This window comes from Anabaena sp. FACHB-595, from assembly GCF_048568275.1.
In the GTDB taxonomy this organism is placed as follows: domain Bacteria; phylum Cyanobacteriota; class Cyanobacteriia; order Cyanobacteriales; family Nostocaceae; genus Trichormus.
On record NZ_CP183473.1, the window covers coordinates 1,680,760 to 1,696,740 of the forward strand.

The 15,981-nt window shown below is 41.0% G+C and carries 21 protein-coding genes; 4 read left to right on the forward strand and 17 right to left on the reverse strand.

Annotated elements, in window-relative coordinates:
* Positions 1–172: 172 nt before the first annotated feature.
* Positions 173–982 (reverse strand): SDR family oxidoreductase, encoded by an 810-nt coding sequence (locus ACN222_RS07045; protein WP_044520940.1) that lies wholly within the window; start codon positions 980–982, stop codon positions 173–175.
* Between the two features lie 162 nt (positions 983–1,144).
* Here ACN222_RS07045 and ACN222_RS07050 point away from each other — a divergent pair, with 162 nt between their 5' ends.
* Complete coding sequence (locus ACN222_RS07050) at positions 1,145–2,119, forward strand: 50S ribosomal protein L11 methyltransferase (protein WP_010995591.1); 975 nt, start codon at positions 1,145–1,147, stop codon at positions 2,117–2,119.
* Between the two features lie 655 nt (positions 2,120–2,774).
* On the opposite strand, the gene ACN222_RS07055 is transcribed toward ACN222_RS07050, so the two are convergent.
* Together ACN222_RS07055 and ACN222_RS07060 are read right to left on the reverse strand one after the other, a co-directional pair.
* A complete protein-coding gene (locus ACN222_RS07055; protein ID WP_010995592.1) occupies positions 2,775–3,545 on the reverse strand; it encodes an SDR family NAD(P)-dependent oxidoreductase in 771 nt (256 codons plus the stop codon).
* Positions 3,546–3,585: 40 nt separating this feature from the next.
* Entirely contained in the window at positions 3,586–3,798 is a 213-nt protein-coding gene (locus ACN222_RS07060) for a helix-turn-helix domain-containing protein (RefSeq protein WP_010995593.1), read from the reverse strand.
* A 198-nt stretch (positions 3,799–3,996) separates the two neighbouring features.
* Between ACN222_RS07060 and ACN222_RS07065 the strand changes: the two genes are divergently transcribed.
* On the forward strand, positions 3,997–4,482 hold the full coding sequence (locus ACN222_RS07065) for a hypothetical protein (protein WP_010995594.1): 486 nt from the start codon (positions 3,997–3,999) through the stop codon (positions 4,480–4,482).
* A gap of 363 nt (positions 4,483–4,845) precedes the next feature.
* Positions 4,846–5,307, forward strand: a complete 462-nt coding sequence (locus ACN222_RS07070) for a hydrogenase maturation protease (RefSeq protein WP_010995595.1) — start codon at positions 4,846–4,848, stop codon at positions 5,305–5,307.
* 68 nt (positions 5,308–5,375) lie between these two features.
* Here ACN222_RS07070 and ACN222_RS07075 read toward each other — a convergent pair whose 3' ends face one another.
* The 4 genes from ACN222_RS07075 to ACN222_RS07090 all read right to left on the reverse strand — a co-directional run bounded on the left by ACN222_RS07075 (position 5,376) and on the right by ACN222_RS07090 (position 8,214).
* Positions 5,376–5,750 carry a hypothetical protein gene (locus ACN222_RS07075; protein WP_010995596.1) on the reverse strand — a complete coding sequence of 125 codons (375 nt, stop codon included), beginning with the start codon at positions 5,748–5,750 and terminating at the stop codon, positions 5,376–5,378.
* A 17-nt stretch (positions 5,751–5,767) separates the two neighbouring features.
* Positions 5,768–7,054: a nitroreductase family protein gene (locus tag ACN222_RS07080; protein WP_010995597.1), complete on the reverse strand. Its 1,287-nt coding sequence runs from the start codon at positions 7,052–7,054 to the stop codon at positions 5,768–5,770.
* Positions 7,041–7,508 carry an ankyrin repeat domain-containing protein gene (locus tag ACN222_RS07085; protein WP_096637281.1) on the reverse strand — a complete coding sequence of 156 codons (468 nt, stop codon included), beginning with the start codon at positions 7,506–7,508 and terminating at the stop codon, positions 7,041–7,043. The genes ACN222_RS07080 and ACN222_RS07085 overlap by 14 nt, the downstream gene beginning before the upstream one ends.
* A 112-nt stretch (positions 7,509–7,620) precedes the next feature.
* A complete protein-coding gene (locus ACN222_RS07090) occupies positions 7,621–8,214 on the reverse strand; it encodes a CBS domain-containing protein (protein ID WP_010995599.1) in 594 nt (197 codons plus the stop codon).
* Between the two features lie 646 nt (positions 8,215–8,860).
* On the opposite strand from ACN222_RS07090, the gene ACN222_RS07095 reads away from it, so the two are divergent.
* Positions 8,861–9,070, forward strand: coding sequence for a TOBE domain-containing protein (locus tag ACN222_RS07095; RefSeq protein ID WP_010995600.1), 210 nt, complete (start codon positions 8,861–8,863; stop codon positions 9,068–9,070).
* Between the two features lie 155 nt (positions 9,071–9,225).
* On the opposite strand, the gene ACN222_RS07100 is transcribed toward ACN222_RS07095, so the two are convergent.
* The 10 genes from ACN222_RS07100 to nifE all read right to left on the reverse strand — a co-directional run bounded on the left by ACN222_RS07100 (position 9,226) and on the right by nifE (position 15,735).
* A complete protein-coding gene (locus ACN222_RS07100) occupies positions 9,226–9,537 on the reverse strand; it encodes a FeoA family protein (RefSeq protein ID WP_126987550.1) in 312 nt (103 codons plus the stop codon).
* 55 nt (positions 9,538–9,592) lie between these two features.
* Positions 9,593–9,892, reverse strand: a complete 300-nt coding sequence (locus tag ACN222_RS07105) for a 2Fe-2S iron-sulfur cluster-binding protein (protein ID WP_010995602.1) — start codon at positions 9,890–9,892, stop codon at positions 9,593–9,595.
* A 184-nt stretch (positions 9,893–10,076) separates the two neighbouring features.
* Positions 10,077–10,448, reverse strand: coding sequence for a HesB/IscA family protein (locus tag ACN222_RS07110; RefSeq protein ID WP_010995603.1), 372 nt, complete (start codon positions 10,446–10,448; stop codon positions 10,077–10,079).
* Positions 10,449–10,519: 71 nt separating this feature from the next.
* Entirely contained in the window at positions 10,520–11,323 is an 804-nt protein-coding gene (locus tag ACN222_RS07115) for a HesA/MoeB/ThiF family protein (protein ID WP_044520947.1), read from the reverse strand.
* A gap of 10 nt (positions 11,324–11,333) precedes the next feature.
* On the reverse strand, positions 11,334–11,651 hold the full coding sequence (gene nifW, locus ACN222_RS07120) for a nitrogenase-stabilizing/protective protein NifW (RefSeq protein WP_010995605.1): 318 nt from the start codon (positions 11,649–11,651) through the stop codon (positions 11,334–11,336).
* The gene (locus tag ACN222_RS07125) at positions 11,648–11,863 is read right to left on the reverse strand and encodes a CCE_0567 family metalloprotein (protein ID WP_010995606.1); all 216 of its coding nucleotides are present in this window, start codon (positions 11,861–11,863) and stop codon (positions 11,648–11,650) included. The genes nifW and ACN222_RS07125 overlap by 4 nt, the downstream gene beginning before the upstream one ends.
* Before the next feature lie 96 nt (positions 11,864–11,959).
* Positions 11,960–12,436, reverse strand: a complete 477-nt coding sequence (locus ACN222_RS07130; protein WP_010995607.1) for a NifX-associated nitrogen fixation protein — start codon at positions 12,434–12,436, stop codon at positions 11,960–11,962.
* Complete coding sequence (gene nifX, locus ACN222_RS07135; protein ID WP_010995608.1) at positions 12,433–12,846, reverse strand: nitrogen fixation protein NifX; 414 nt, start codon at positions 12,844–12,846, stop codon at positions 12,433–12,435. Before nifX ends, ACN222_RS07130 begins: the two co-directional genes overlap by 4 nt.
* 112 nt (positions 12,847–12,958) lie before the next feature.
* Positions 12,959–14,293 (reverse strand): nitrogenase iron-molybdenum cofactor biosynthesis protein NifN, encoded by a 1,335-nt coding sequence (nifN, locus tag ACN222_RS07140; protein WP_010995609.1) that lies wholly within the window; start codon positions 14,291–14,293, stop codon positions 12,959–12,961.
* Entirely contained in the window at positions 14,293–15,735 is a 1,443-nt protein-coding gene (nifE, locus tag ACN222_RS07145; RefSeq protein ID WP_010995610.1) for a nitrogenase iron-molybdenum cofactor biosynthesis protein NifE, read from the reverse strand. The genes nifN and nifE overlap by 1 nt, the downstream gene beginning before the upstream one ends.
* Positions 15,736–15,981: the final 246 nt, after the last annotated feature.

The following is a 15,981-nucleotide window of genomic DNA, read 5'->3' on the forward strand; positions in this document are numbered from 1 at the left end:
ATGTTTTCTTCACCCTCCATCATCTTAAAGTTGCATCTGTAACGGTTCGTCAGTCTCAGTGGTGGTAAATCGGGTAAGAAGGCTGAGTGAGCGATCGCTAATGTGTAGTTTGAAAGCAGAGTGTTTGGAGCAAGCGTCTGGGAAGCAGTGAAATTTAGTTTGATACTATCTATCAGGTGGAAGTTGTCTTGCGAATGGTGGCAGCAACAATACGATCAACAAACCCTGGTAAAATCAGCTTTGCCCAAGGGATTACCTTTCCTTTCAACGTCATAATGTGTTCTCGTTTACGCCGCTCCATTGCCCAGATAATTTGACGCACACACTCGTCTACTGACATATTGCCTTGAGTTTCATCACGGGGACTTTTGCCTAGTGGTTTTCCATCTGCTCCCAAGGCTCGTTGTCGGATATCAGTTGCCACAAACCCTGGTGAGACAACCAATACATCCACTCCTGTTGAATGCAATTCAATCCGCAACGTATCAAAAAAGCCTTGCATAGCGTGTTTACTGGCAACGTAACCTGTACGAGTGGGTACACCTGTTTTGCCACAAATTGAAGAAATAGCCACTAATTGTCCTTGGCTTGCTTTCAGGTAAGGTAGGGCATAATGGGTACAATAAACAGCACCCAGATAGTTAGCTTGCATTACCTGCTCAAAAATAGAGATATCTGTCACCTCATCAAAGCGGGTGAGCATTCCAATGCCGGCATTATTGATTAAGATATCAATTTGCCCAAATGTGGCGATCGCTCTTTCTATCAACTGTTGGCAAGCTTCTGCTTGAGTTACATCTGTATGTACTGCAATCACTTTCCCTGGATAGTTTGTGCAAGCAGTCATGGTCTGTTCTAATGCTTCTTGATTGCGAGCAGCCAAGACTAAATTTGCATCCTGTTGGGACAACGAAATTGCCAACATTCGGCCAATTCCCGCCGATGCACCTGTGAGAACAATGGTTTTATTCGTAAAGCTCATGCTCGGTGTTTCCAGTCGGAACATCGCTTATTTTAGATTTTTATGCGTCAATCTGCTCTGAATAGAATGTGACAAAGAAAAAGTAAAATGGCTGAGTCGGGGATAGAAACTCTCACCGATGCAGAGGTTTAACCGTTAACAGTCACGCTAAGGGAAGACAGTATGTCGTGGATGGAATTGAGCCTAGATACAACACATGAAGGAGTTGACTGGGTTTGTACGCTAGTGGCTCAAACTATTGATATTCAAGATGTTTACATCACGGAATATGCTGAAATTAACCAAGCGGAATCAGTCGCAGACAATGCTAGCCATCCTAGTTGGGCGTTTACGATTAACTTATACTTAGCTTGTGATGCCTATTTACGGACACGTATAGACAAAATTTTGCATCTGCTTTCCCCCTTAGAGCGTACTGGAATCGCTACAGCAATTCAAACCAATATAGTTGAGGATAAACTCACTAACGCAAATATACTCAAACCCGTCATTCATCGCATTGGCAAACGCTTTGTTGTGCTGCCTCCTGATGTACCCTACCAATTAGAAACACCAGACCAAGTAAGTTTGAGACTAAATAAAAGCTTCTCCTTTGGTAGCGGGTTTCATCCAGCCACGATTCTTAGTCTCAAATTAATTGAGAAATATGTCCTTCCTGGGATGAATACTCTGGATTTGGGTTCAGGTTCAGGTATTCTGAGTGTGGCAATGGCAAAATTGGGTGCAACTGTTTTAGCGCTAGATAACGATAGTCTTGCTGTGCAAGCAACTCAGGATGCTGTCCTGTGTAATGACGTTGAGCAGCAAGTAACAGTCATGGCCGGGAGTCTAGGATCTGGTAGTGATTTGGGACATTGGATGAACCAGGAAACTATAGATTATGTACCAACAATTAAGCCGACAAAAAACTTTGACCTCATAGTTGCAAATATTCTGGCGCGAGTCCATGTTGCTCTGGCTCATGATTTCCAGAATGCTTTACGTCAAACAGATGCACATCAAGGACTATTGATTGCATCCGGCTTTACCGTCGATCATGAAGAAAATGTGACTACAGCTTTCACCCAAGCAGGCTTAGAGTTAGTTGATTGTGAGCGATTACATGAGTGGGTGGCATTTGCCTATCGCTTGGTGTAGCTAGTTTAAGAACGTTGTGAGCCTCCATCCATTCGAGTTTGGATTTGCAATTTTGAGTTCAAAATCTAAAATTCCCAGTCCCCAATTTCTTCACACACTATCGAACGTAAGTAACCTGAGGTGTATCAATCAGTTTAGATGACAATTCTGGATGATATTTCTGTTTTAAAATAGGCATTTCTTGCCAACATTTTCGACAAAAAAAGTAAACTTCACGACTGCGAATATGCCGTAAAAGCTGATGAGAACAGCAAGGACAATTATTCATGATTTTTTAAATTTATAAAAAAGAAATTTCAAAAAATGTATAGTTATGTAACTAATAATTTATTTGCATAACTATGATCAAATGATTATGTTTTGACTCAAGAATATCTTCAGTACAATCACTTAAATAAATATAAAGTTTCCTAACGCATATGGGTTGATTAAGTACAGATACTTATGCTCAGACAAAATTTAGCAAAACCTTGACTACGCAGTGATACGGCGAATGAGCATTAGGAGTGCGACGAATTCAAAATTTTTACGTAGCATCTCGTTCATTTCACCTTCCCACCGAGAATATGAGAACGCGAAATGTCACAAGAGTTACCGAGAAAAGGATATGTTTCTCAACTTTGGCGAATCAGTATTACTGAAATTAATGATTAAATTACCAAGGCAGTTGACTTCCATCCCAAGAGAAAAATTTTCCACTATCACCTTCCCGAAGGTGTGCAATCACAGCTAATAATTGGTCAACAGTGCGTTCAATGGAAAATAGTTTTTCGGCGGCTACATTTTTCTGAAAGGGTCGAGAAAGACGTGTATCGGTTGTCCCTGGATGTAAAGTTACTACTGTAGTTTTAGGGCAACTTCTGCCATACTCAACGGCTACAGTTCGCATGAACATATTGAGTGCCGCTTTAGAAGCGCGATAGCCGTACCAGCCACCAAGTTGATTATCACCGATGCTGCCCAATTTAGCGGAAATACTAGCAAAAACACTAGGCTCATTATGTCGGAAGAAAGGTAAAAGATGTTTTGCTAGGAGAACAGCACCGATGCTGTTAATTTGAAAGTAACGGAGTAAATTTTCTGAATTAAGTTGTCTCAAACTTTTTTCAGGTTGGAAATCTCCTTCATGTAGTATTCCTACACAGTTAATTACCAAATGCAATCTATTAGTTTCAATATTTATTTGTTGCAAGATTTCAGCTATCTGTAACTCATCAGTAATATCCAATGATAGACAAGTTAATCGTTGGGAATATGCGTTTTCTAGTGTAATTAACTCAAATGCTGAGTCTTTTTGGCGATAGGTGGCATAAATTTTGGCAATTCTGTCATCTTGTAGCAATTTTTTGACAAAGCCTAAGCCAATGCCTTGGCTAGCTCCTACAATCAGGACATTGGCATGATTAATTTCATCAATAAAAGACATACAAAATAATAACGATCGCCTACTTCAGTGCAACTATAAACTATTCCTGCACTACCTCGACTAACTCTTCAATCATCACCTCGAAAGTACGGGCTAATTTCTGAATAGCGGTAAAGTCTACAGTCGCCAGTCCAGGCGATCGCGCATAGGTTCTCAGAGTGCTGTAAACTACACCAGAACGGTCAGATACTTCTTTCAACGTCCAACCTCTCTGGGCTGCATACTCTCGAATCTTGAGGCGAATCATTCCCATAATTTGCTGCTTCAATGACTTGTATCAGTCGCAGAATAATTGTATCATATAAAATGATCGCCCCCCGGCCTAGGAAACTGAGAGAGCGATCGTAGTACTCAAATGTAAAACCGATAGGTTATCTGTGTCTATCCATCGACAGGAAAAATACCTACGGGACTTAACAGTTAAACATCTACCGAATTTACTGGTATTTTTATGGTATCATCACTCAACCCAAAAGCAATTGTCATCCGTCCATCAAAAATTGTTCACAAATCGTTAACTCCCCATCCTCTAGCACGATTTGTCACGGAAGAAGCAATTTGTCTGATGTTTCGCATCGGGTTTGATGATATCTACACAGTGGAATGTTGGCACTATGTAGTTTACGTCCACGCCAGAGGGGTGAGTACATTTGTCAGTTATGCCGATTTTCCACCGACTTTAGGAGTGCAACCACCAACCAGATCAGACTTTATTAAATGGCGTAGGCGGTGGCGCAAGCAACACGACTATGCTCATCGCAAACAAGCGCCAGAATGGTGGGAAGAATTTTTTATTAGAGAGTTTTGGCAAGCACCTTCCGAGTCTGTGTTACACAGTTGGGGTGAGTTAGTCGGGATAATTAAATTTGTTTTTAGCGAAGATACTTTGACCGAACTCCGCAGAAACTATCGTCTAGAAAAATCATCTTTAAATTAATTACCGAAGAATGGCAGAGAGCAGGAGACATGAATCAATTCAACTGCCTTTGGGTGAGATGTACACACATTTTGCTACAGATAAGAAGGCTTTTAAAATATCCTCTTACATACTCCTATAATAACAACTGAATTTCTTGTTTTTCCTCAAACAAATGTGCTTTGATTGCCTCAAGCACACCGCTAAAGACCATATTAGGACTTACGCATGAAAACGAAAAATCAAGGGTTTGGAGAAGGGTGTAGGGAAGGATCTAGGGGTGTTAATGTTTAAAACCTTTACCCCCAGTCTCAACAGACAACCTGGATGCGTAAATCCTACATATTGAGTAATACCTGTTCTACCTGCTCAAATATAATACCTATGCTGACTATTATCGGTTGCGGAAATCTCAATCGCAGTGACGATGCTGTAGGCGTAATCATCGCTCAACGCTTACAAAAATATCTAGCCGAAAATCCTCATCCCCATGTGCAGGTATATGACTGTGGAACCGCAGGGATGGAAGTTATGTTTCAAGCTAGAGGTAGCAAACAATTAGTAATTATTGATGCGAGTTCCACTGGTTCGGAACCCGGCGCAGTATTTAAAGTCCCTGGTGAAGAATTAGCAGCTTTACCCGAACCTAGTTATAACTTACATGATTTTCGTTGGGATCATGCTTTAGCCGCCGGGAGAAAAATCTTTCCAGATGATTTTCCGCAAGACGTAACAGTTTATTTAATTGAGGCGGCGAATCTTGATTTTGGACTAGAGTTAAGTCCTGTTGTTCAACAATCTGCTGATTTGGTTGTTGAAAAAATTGTGGAAATAATTCGTAATTAGGATGGGGATTGGGGATTAGGGAACTAGGTAATTTTTTCTCCTCTGCATCCCCTGCTCCCTACTCTCCATCACGCCATATCTCGATATACAGAGAGTTCATCTACTCTCATTTCAAAAGGTACGCCTTCGCTTTCTGGCGGACAGACGCGGATTTTGGCGCTACTGACCATTTGATTGATTAATTTACCCATTGGCACGAGTTTTTGCAAAACCCGCCAGTTGGTAACTTGATCGGGACATTCAATTACCAACGTCATTGCATTGGCTTGAGTTGTGACATACCAACGACAATTAGATAGAAGATTCTGTAAGGTGCGATCGCATCCTTCATAAAAGTATTTACTCAAGGAATACTCTAATTGCTGTCTCAAGATAATGTCAGCCGAAGTTGGCTGCATGGGATGGAAATCATCTCCGCTAAAATCAAATCTGTGCCGATTCATCTCTGTTACAATCCTATTCAGGTTCCAATTGCCGTTGCATAAAGTACATCTTTATGTGTTTCTAAGAATTCCTGGGTTTCATCATCATAAAAAGCACCAATACCGCTACATTGAATGCCTAGATAATTACTACCCAAATAAATTCTTTGTCCTAAAAAACCAGCTATTTGCATAGCAGTTTGATAACTGGTATATTCGGACACAAAAAACAAAATCACAGCACAATCTCTGGCAAGAGCTTGATTCACACACAAGTAACCCGTGTGTTCACTAAAGTCACCTGCTTTAACCAAATTCACGCCTCTATATAACCCTGATGTCATCCCCTCGACTCGATGTATCACCGAGTAGGTTTCTATCTCCTCACCGCTTTCTGTTGGGATTGGCTGCTCTAGTAGTTGCAAGACATATAAGTAATGTTCTTGCGAAATGAACTCTTTCCGGAAACGTCTAACCGAACGTCTATTACAGACAGTTTGGTAGAATTTCTCCTGCTCAAAATTAAAGCAAGGTTGTTTGAATTGTTGCTGGCGACTTGGTTGCACAGAGGTTGCTTGATAGCTATCTTCAATAAATTGATTAGCCTCAAAGTAATCTGTGCCACAAACAAAAGGAACTTTCAGCCTTAATTTTCTAACTTGCTTCTCGTGTATTTCGCCAGATATCGCACAACCAGTAATAAACTCTTTATTCTCAAACCCTAAATCTGTATTGAGAGTGAGTTTATCAAAATCAAAAATTAGCTGAATATTGCGGTTATGGAGATATGCTGAAGCCGCGACAGCACCTAAGTGGTGTCCGCTATCTAATAAGCAATATCTCAAGCTCCTTTGTTTATATTTCCAGCTAGACCTATAATAAACAGAACTAATTAAAAAAATGAATCCAGTGATACATTTTGTTGGTATAACATAACTCTCTAAGCCATCATCAATTAATTCGTAGATGAGTGTTAGACAATTATTCTCAACTTCTAAATGATATATCCCATCTACTATTTCTGGCATTCCTCGAATCTGTACATAGACTTCAGTGGGATACAGTGCGCCTGCTGAAGGATTGACCCTGAGTTTGTAGGCCACATTGTTATATACCTTTTCAAAGGTGACAGCACTGGTTAACCAGATAAAAGAGTGAATTGGATTATCGAGATTTAATTTCACTCGACGATAAAACTTTGGATAAAATTTAAATGCCGATGGTTGAGTTGCAGCATTAATATAATTTGGATCAAGCTGCACCGACAAGTAAGAATGCTTAGTAGCCTCATGGTAGGCTTTACCGAAAATATCACTTTGTGGCATTTTTCAGTAACCTTAAAACTTCTACATTGCTAGCGAAATCTATAGCCTGAAAATCATCCAAATTTCTTAAATATAAGTTAGGATGGTATTGTAGGAGCAACTTCACTACTTCTGTCTTACCTGCTGATGCAGCATACATTAAAACAGTAGCACCGTTATCATTTTGGTTATCGATATTAATTTTTGCAGCCAGTAGCAGATGAATTAAGTCATAATGATTGCCAAAACAAGCAAACCACAAAGCATTATTATTGTCGTTGTTTCTAGCATTGATATCTACACCTAAATCAATTAGTTCTTTGACGACGGCATCAACCCCTTCTCGTGTAGCTTTCATCAAAGCACTATCGCCATTTTCCCCAGGTTGTTCTAAGTCTTCAGGATTGTAGCCTTTTCCTATCAACCATTCTTGAGTGGTTTGACTCAAATTGAAATGACTTTTCCGGTTCATCATTTGTTGTTGTAATTCAGAAGAATTTGCATAGAAAAGGTAATGGCGGACATTGCCCACCATTACTAAACACAATGCTATATAATTCTAGTTATTAGAGTTGTAAAACCATACTCTAAACTGTAACTAGCTCTGGTTTATCAGCAAATAGTTCTCTAGCAGATTTGTCTGGTTTTGGTAAGCCATAAAAGCAGGCTTCTACTTCCAGTTCATCTACTAAATCCCAAGCTTCAATAGCTCGTTTAGAATCTGAGCCATAGTTAGCAGAAATTCCTCGCGCATCGGAGATAGCTTTGTGTAGTTCTTTGCGTAAGAAAGTTAATTTTGGTTTAGGAATACAGTCGCCTTTGCTGACAATATCTGTAATCGAAATTACGCCAAGTAATTCACCTTTAATTACAGGCGCACACCACAGATTTGTAGTTGACAATAAACGAGCCACATACTCTACATCAAGATCAGGATCGACGGTGATGCAGGGTTTGCTCATAATTTCATAGACACGGACATTTTCTGAGTCTTTTCCATAAGCAATAACCTTACCTGCAATATCAGCCACAGTGACGATACCGTAAGCATCAGCACTATGACGAGGTTCGACAATCAAAGCACGCAGTCCTTTGAGCCTCATAAGTCTGACTGCTTCTGCTACACTCGCAGAACCGCGAATAGTAGCTACGTCTTGAGTCATAATTTGTTTAGCTCTCATAATTACTGCTCCTTATGTTTGCAAGGAAGGAAATTATTTCTAAACTGCCGTAATTTTGCCCAAACTGCTTTGGCAAAGCCTGCATAATTAGAGTAATTAAATATGCCGGCAGAAAAACGTTTAAGGTAATTAGACATACCTAATGATAAGTATGAGACTTATGACAAACCCTAATAAATCTGGTTGTTTTTGTTTGAAGATTTCCGCAGCGTTCCGAGAGTATCATCTTGAAGATATATGACCATCTACCCAATTTCTAAGATTGACCAGTATTAAGGTAGGAATGTCTGAGATAACCCTGTAATCGCTTTTTGCTGAGGTCTAGGTTCACTAGCAACAATTTAGCTTACTTATATATTATCACTCTGATAAGCTTAGATTATGAATGTTTATAACGATCGCCGTGTACATTGATTAAATCCGCTTAAAAAATACTACAACGGCAGCTATTTTGACAGTTATCTTGTATGATGTCAGCTACCAAAATCCCCATAGATACCCGACTTCTTAAAGAAGTCGGGTATCTGGTTTTTGGTTTTGGTTTAAATTTATATCTATCGAAATAATTAAAAAAGTCTAAAGGGGTGATTTTATTTACCGTAAATGTTGGTATTCTGTTTCCTGTAAACAGGTAAGATTATAAGATATGGAAGTTAGCGCACGTAATTTTCTGAAAACAACTGTTAAAAAAGTTGTGCCTGGTACAGTTAACACCGAAGTAACATTAGAACTAGCTCCTGGAGTAGAGATAGTTTCGATCATCACCAAATCATCAGCAGATAAACTCCAACTGGCTGAGGGTAAGCAAGCATACGCTTTAATTAAATCCTCAGATGTGATAGTTGCTGTTGATTAAACCAAAACTAATTAAATGGCTTACCTTTATTCCCTAAATAGAGACGTTATATATTAAAGTCTCTATTTATTTTATTTTCCCAATATTTTAATGATTTCAAGTACTCTAATACTGTAAGATATAGTACTTATTAATGAAGATTTTTCTCAATTCAATCAATTATTAATTACACGAACGTAGATGTTACGAGCAAGTTCTTTATCTATTTCTAAGAGAATGCTTCCTACTTGAATAATTAAAGAAGGGAATTCTTGCTCTATGGTGATAGTGACTCCGGTATTTAAGCCCAGAGACTTGAGTTTTTTGAGAATATTTTTATCTTGAATATTGCAGAACTTGACTATTCCGCGATCGCCAACTTTTAGCAATTGCAAAGAACTGCCATTTACAGTAAATGGAGTAAACATTGGTGTTAATAAATTCAGAATAGATTTATATAAGAAATCAGGATGAAAAATATCCTTCATCCTGATTTAAGCTACACTTGCACAAGCTGTAAATAGTAGCGACTACAGCAATGAATTAAGCAAGGTACGGTTCTTGGTGGGTCTTAATTGTGCAGTTGGAACGAGGGTAAGTAACACAAAGTAGAGCGAAGCCTTTACCCATCTGTTCATCATCTAAGAAGATTTGATCAGATTGGTCAACTTCACCTTCAACAACTTTGCCTACACAGCTAGAACAAGAACCAGAATGGCAAGAGAAAGGTAATTCAATACCATTTTCTTCTGCGCCATCTAAAATTGTGGTTTCTTCATCAATCTCGATGGTAGTATCGATGTCTTGTTTCTTGTTGATCAATCTAACTTGGTAGCTAGCCATTTGCCGATTCTCCTCAAATTTATAGGATCGATATAGTTCTCGAAGTTAAATCTCCCTGAATTCTTCGAGAATTAAGCCAGAGTTGGACACTGCATTTGATGGGAAGCAATGATCCATACCGTTTACAGGAAGACTTGATTCGGTTAACTGTTAACTGATGTACTAGGCAATAATTACAAATTATTTAGCTGCAAGGTACACCTTCGGGTGAACAGTCACCCACCTTGAAAGACTTTCCACAACCGCAAGTACTAGTAGCGTTGGGATTAGTGAACTTAAAGCCACTTTCGACAAGACCTTCAACAAAGTCAATGACTATTCCTTCTAACAAAGGTGCGCTTTTCGCATCGACGTAAACCAACACACTACCTTGTTGAGTTACTAAATCATCTGGTTGTGGCTGACTGGTGACATCCATCAGATACTCATAGCCACTGCAACCACCATCTTTGACAGAGACGCGAATACCTTTTGTGGTTTCGTTAGCGTCTTTAGCAGAACCTCGAAGAAAGGCTCGCAGACGAAATTCAGCTTTTTCTGTTAAAGTAACAGTCATCAAATCTCCTGATTAGTAGCGAATAGTTATTATGTTTTCAGGTGTGGTGTTTGTAGTGATTTGCATTTGTATCAACTATGTGTGCAATTACTGCTGGTTTCCATTGAATTGGATTGTGCATATCTCCAAGGCGCATCATTACCGCACACTGGACAAGAGCGATCGCGGTACAAACGCCGCTTGGCAAATTCCATCCGATTCAAGTCTATGGTGAGTAATTGTGACAATAGCGGCTGACTAAAACCAGTGATCAACTTAATTGCTTCCAGGGCTGTTAGACAAGCTAGTGTCCCAGAGACAGCGCCCAAAACAGAAAAGCCACGGCGATCCCAGTCTGGTTTTTCGGGGAATATGCAGGACAAACAAGGAGTCACACCAGGGATAATTGTCGTCAGATAAGCTTCCATCCCGTCCATCGCTGCTTCCACCATTGGCTTACGCCAGCGCACACAAGCTGAGTTCAACAAATCACGCTCAGTAAAATTGTGCGCGCAGTCCAGCGCCATATCAGCAGACTGTACCAATGAATCTACGTTTTCCGAGGTGATATAGTCGTGAATTGTTTCTATCTGGATATCAGGATTAATTGCTTGTAGGGTTTCTTTGGCTTTGAATACCCTTGGTTTACCAACCCAATCATCCGTCATCAGAACCTGACGATTCATATCATCCAGTCGCAAATCACCGCCCCGGACGAGGATTAGTCGCCCAACGCCCGCTACTGCTAAGTAAAGCGCCGCCGTACCGCCTAATCCCCCCACACCTGTCACTAAAACCGTCGCTGACTTCAGACGTTTTTGAGCCGCTTCGCCAAAATTAGGAAGCATCATTTGGCGGCTATAACGTTCTAACTCGGTAGGCGTTAGGTTGATCACTTTATACCTCCTAATCAGACGATAGTTCTGTCAGCGTGATTACATTTTTTGGCTTATCCTTAAACACCTTGAACAACTTTTGTTCTTGTGGAGATGAGCCGAGAAAGACTTGATAAGCTGATTGCAAAGCTAATGAATATTGATTTAACTTTTCTTCTGCACTTATGTCTGGATAATTAGTATCAATCTCACTGATTAATTGTGAGAACTTTTTCAAAATATGCAAACGATTAACATTGACAATTTTCGCATCGTAATCTAGCTCAAAGAACTTAAAATATTCTTCTGCATCTACGAGCTTTTTAAATTCTTCTAGGCTCTTAGTCATTTCGCATTCTCCAATTTCTTCAACTCTTGCTTGAGTTCATCTAGCTGACGATAAATTTCATAAGTTGCAGCCGCAACGTCCATTAGTTGGGTGTAATCCGTTGGCAAACCTTCTGCTAAATCGTGCAGATCCATTTTCATTTGCCCGGCTTTACTATTGAGGCGTTTGATTTTAGTTTGTATTTCCTCAATACTTGTTTCTTCTACTTGCATAGTGTTGAATAATTTTTGAACATCTCACATAGAGGCGCAGATAACTCTGCGTTCCTCCGCGTAAACCTCCGCGCCCCTCTGCGTTTAAAACCTCTCTTACAACTTACTTACTTCTTTATAGCGATTAGCTAAATCAACTCCTCTTTCGACATATCTATCGCCTTCTTCCGCCAGTTTTTCTAGAGAGTCAAAACCAAAACGATGAGCATCTCTTAGGGTTTTAACTGTCAGTATCAGACGACCAGAAAAAACTAACGCCCAGCCAAAACCTTCATGGCTTAAGTCAAGTACAACTTGGGAGATTAAGCCTGTTTCTTGTTCAATTCTGGCAGCGATCGCCTTAAAGAAGGACATAATCCGCGAGATAGTTACCGGGTCAACTTCTCCTTGCACGGAAATTTCCCGTTTCTTTTGTTTGGTGACAACAAAGCCTTTTAGGAGTAAATCATCAGCCCAGCTACGATATACTCCATAAGCATCTTGTCCGCGAATTTGTAAGACTAATGCTTTCAAAAATGGTGATGTAGAAACGACACTCTCAGCAGTGCCATTTAAATTATTTTCTGGTGTCATACTGTTGCTTCATCTTCAATTTCATCAGCAAAATTTCTGGTTTTTGGTTGCAACGCTTTCCGCAACCAAGGAGGGGGATTACCTTTCAAGGTTTGGACTAATTTATTTAAGAGTTCGCTGATACTTTCTTCTTCAGAACGCGCCTTGACAGGAGTGACACCTTTTTTGATCAATTTAGCAGCAGCAGTCCCACCAATAGCCACAACATATACAATGGCACAGTCAGCTAATGCTGCTAGTTTTGGTGCAACTTTATCTTCGTTGCCATCTTCTTTGAGTTCGCCTTCAAAGTTCAATGTTTCTAAAAATTGATATCCTTCAGCATTAATTTCGTAGACATCAATTTCTTTAGCAGAACCGAAGTGTGAATTAATATGAATTCTGTCACTAGTGGTAAAGGCAATTTTCATTCTGATTACTCCTGAATTGGGGATTGGTGATTGGGAATTGGGGATTGGTAATTGGTAATTGGAGACAAATTAAATTCTCTTTTATTACCTATTACCCATTACCCATTACCCATTACCCATGACCAGTTACAAAATTCTCATCAAAGTTCTTAACTCTGGCTTCTTCCGCATCTATAAATAGATTACCGATGCCAAACAAGACTTCCATTGAGCCGCGATAGCCGACTTTGGTGTAATGACCATTACCTAAGCGGTCATAAATGGGGATACCGAGACGATAGTGAGGGATGGAAAGACGTTTAGCGATCGCTGCCAAGTTAGAATTACCAATTAACAGGTCAGATTCTACTGCCAGTTGTTCAAAGTCTTCTAAATCACCGATGGTTACGCTCTTGATGGGGAGTTGTTCTAGCAGGGGTGAGCGTGTGGTGGTGACGGCGGCGTGAATTTGTGTCCCCATTGATTGCAGAAACTTGACCATTGACCACAGCAGGTCTGGTTCCAACGCCAAGGAGATGCGTTTTGCACCGAAGTAAAAGTGTGTGTCTAACATCGCATCTTGCAACTGGCGACGTTGACGGCAATACTTTTCTGGTACTGAGTTGCTGCTGAGAATTGCTAAGGCTTGGATAAATTCGTCTACGGGTTCTAAGCCGGTGAGTTCGCTAAAGACTTCGTAGGGAATATTAAACCTGTCTTCCAGAATCCTCGCCGCACCCCGCATACTTTCACCCAAGGCGATGGTGAAGGCGGAACAACCAACTTCTTGCAGTTGTTTTACCGTTGTTCCACTTGTTGTCACCGAACTATATTCCTCATCTAGGTGTCCATCCAAGGACGCACCAATATCAGGAACGAAGATAGGTACTAAACCAAAAGCAGTGACAATCTCTTTGATTTCTTGCAAATCTCCGGGGGTGAAAGCGGAACCAGCCAAAATTGTGACTTGTTCGCTTCTGGTTGTACCGGGTTGGGGAATTTCTTGGACGATGCTTTCCACAGCAGCCGCAAATCCATCTTGCAACGCCCCTTTAAAATCTGGTGTAGGCGCGAATACAATTGGCAGGTGAGATATTTCCGGATGGCGATCGCGGATATCCTTAAGAAAGCGTTCAATATCATCGCCTCTGGTTTCTGTTAATCCAGTGCTACACAGACCAATAATTTCTGGGCTGGACTTCTCCACCAAAGTGAGAATTGCTTGCTCAATATTATCTTCACCACCCAAGATAGTAGTTACTTCCGTCATCGCCGTTGTCGCCAGGGGTATGGCTTCCCGAAAATGCCGGACTAACACCACTTTGGCAAAAGCTGTACAACCTTGGGAACCGTGAAACAGAGGAATCATCCCCTTCAATCCCAAAAAGGCTAGAGAAGCGCCTAAAGCTTGACTTTGCTTGAGAGGATTGACTGCAACTGATTTATTGGGGAGCGTAACGATCGCCATCAGATTAACTCCTCTATAGATGCCAAGATATGATCGTGATTACTTGTATATTCATGAGCCAATATCCCCATATCTTCATCCCAAGGTGCAGGCTTACGAATTTGTTCCCAAATCGGGCTGTAGAGAGCTTCGTACAATTCCCGCGCCATCTCAATCATGCCCACATAACCAGCATAAGGATGATGGCGTTCTTGGTTGATATCAAGGAAAGGAATCCGGGCTTTGAGGGCGGTGTATTGGTTACGACCACCAGCAATTAACATATCAGCTTGCGTATCTTTTACCAGTTGTAGGAGTTCTTTGGCGTTGCCTTTTTCCAGCATGATGCCATCGGCACCCAACAACCGTTTGATTTTAGCTTTATCTTCTTCTGTACTCTTGCGGGTACTGGTAGCCACTACTTCAATACCCAAGTCCTTCGCCGCCGAGATAATCGACCAACTCTTGACACCACCTGTATAGAGTACGACTCGCTTACCTTTAAGACGAGCGCGATAGGGAGCCAGTGCCAAATCTAGAGCCGCCGTTTCCTCTGCAATCAGCTTTTCTGTGCGCGCTTGCAAATCAGGGTCGCCCAATTTGGCGGCAATATTCCGCAAACACCGATTCATATCATCGATGCCATAGAAAGACTCTTCAATGTAGGGGATGCCGTAATTTTCCTCCATCTTTCTCGCCATATTGAGCAACGCCCGTGAACAGATCATCACATTCAGCTTGGCGCGGTGTGCATAGCGGATTTCTTCAAACCGAGCATCGCCTGTGATTTTCGATAGGACGCGAATACCCAATTTTTCTAGTAACGGCAGGACTCCCCACATTTCCCCGGCGATATTATATTCGCCGATTAAGTTTATATCATAGGGTGTGGTGTACTCCGGTTCTGCTGTACCGACAACATAATCTAATAAAGATTCACCACCAAAACGGTTGCCTAAGTTCTTACTACCGATGAAACCAGGAGCGATTACTGGGATTACAGGAGTGCCAATTTTCTCCGCCGCAGTTTTGCAAACAGCATCAATATCATCACCAATCAACGCCGTCACACAAGTAGCGTAGACAAATACCGCCGATGGATTGTAACGTTTGTGAATTTCTAGAATTGCTTTATAGAGTTTCTTCTCACCACCGAAAATTACATCATTTTCTGACATATCGGTAGTAAAGCCCATTTTGTAAAGCTGGGGGCCGGAAGAGAGACTACCCCGACTACCCCAAGAATTACCAGCACAGGCGATGGGGCCATGCACCAAATGAGCCGCATCTACAATGGGGACAAGGGAAATCATCGCCCCATCAAATGCACAGCCCCCTTGAGCCGCCCCAGGTTGCGCTTGTTGTGAACAAGACTTATTCTTCTTCTCACCATGCTTGTGCTGATTATGTTCGCATCCCGACTCATTCAGTAGCTCGTTGATTTTGCCTTGGGTGTTCTTCATCTCTCTTCTCGCACGCGATCGACTTTGTTAATTTTCAGTTATCAGTAAATAGTGAAATGATCCCCAATTCACCGATAACTGTTCTTAATAAACTTCTTGCAAAAATCTTCTTTCACCACGCGAAATACACAAAAATCCTCCGCGTACTCCGCGTTAACCTCCGCGATACTTTGCGTTTAAAAAACTGACAAAATCATCAACGGTAGCATTTTCATAAACAGACCTTTGCAAGAAATACGGTCAATT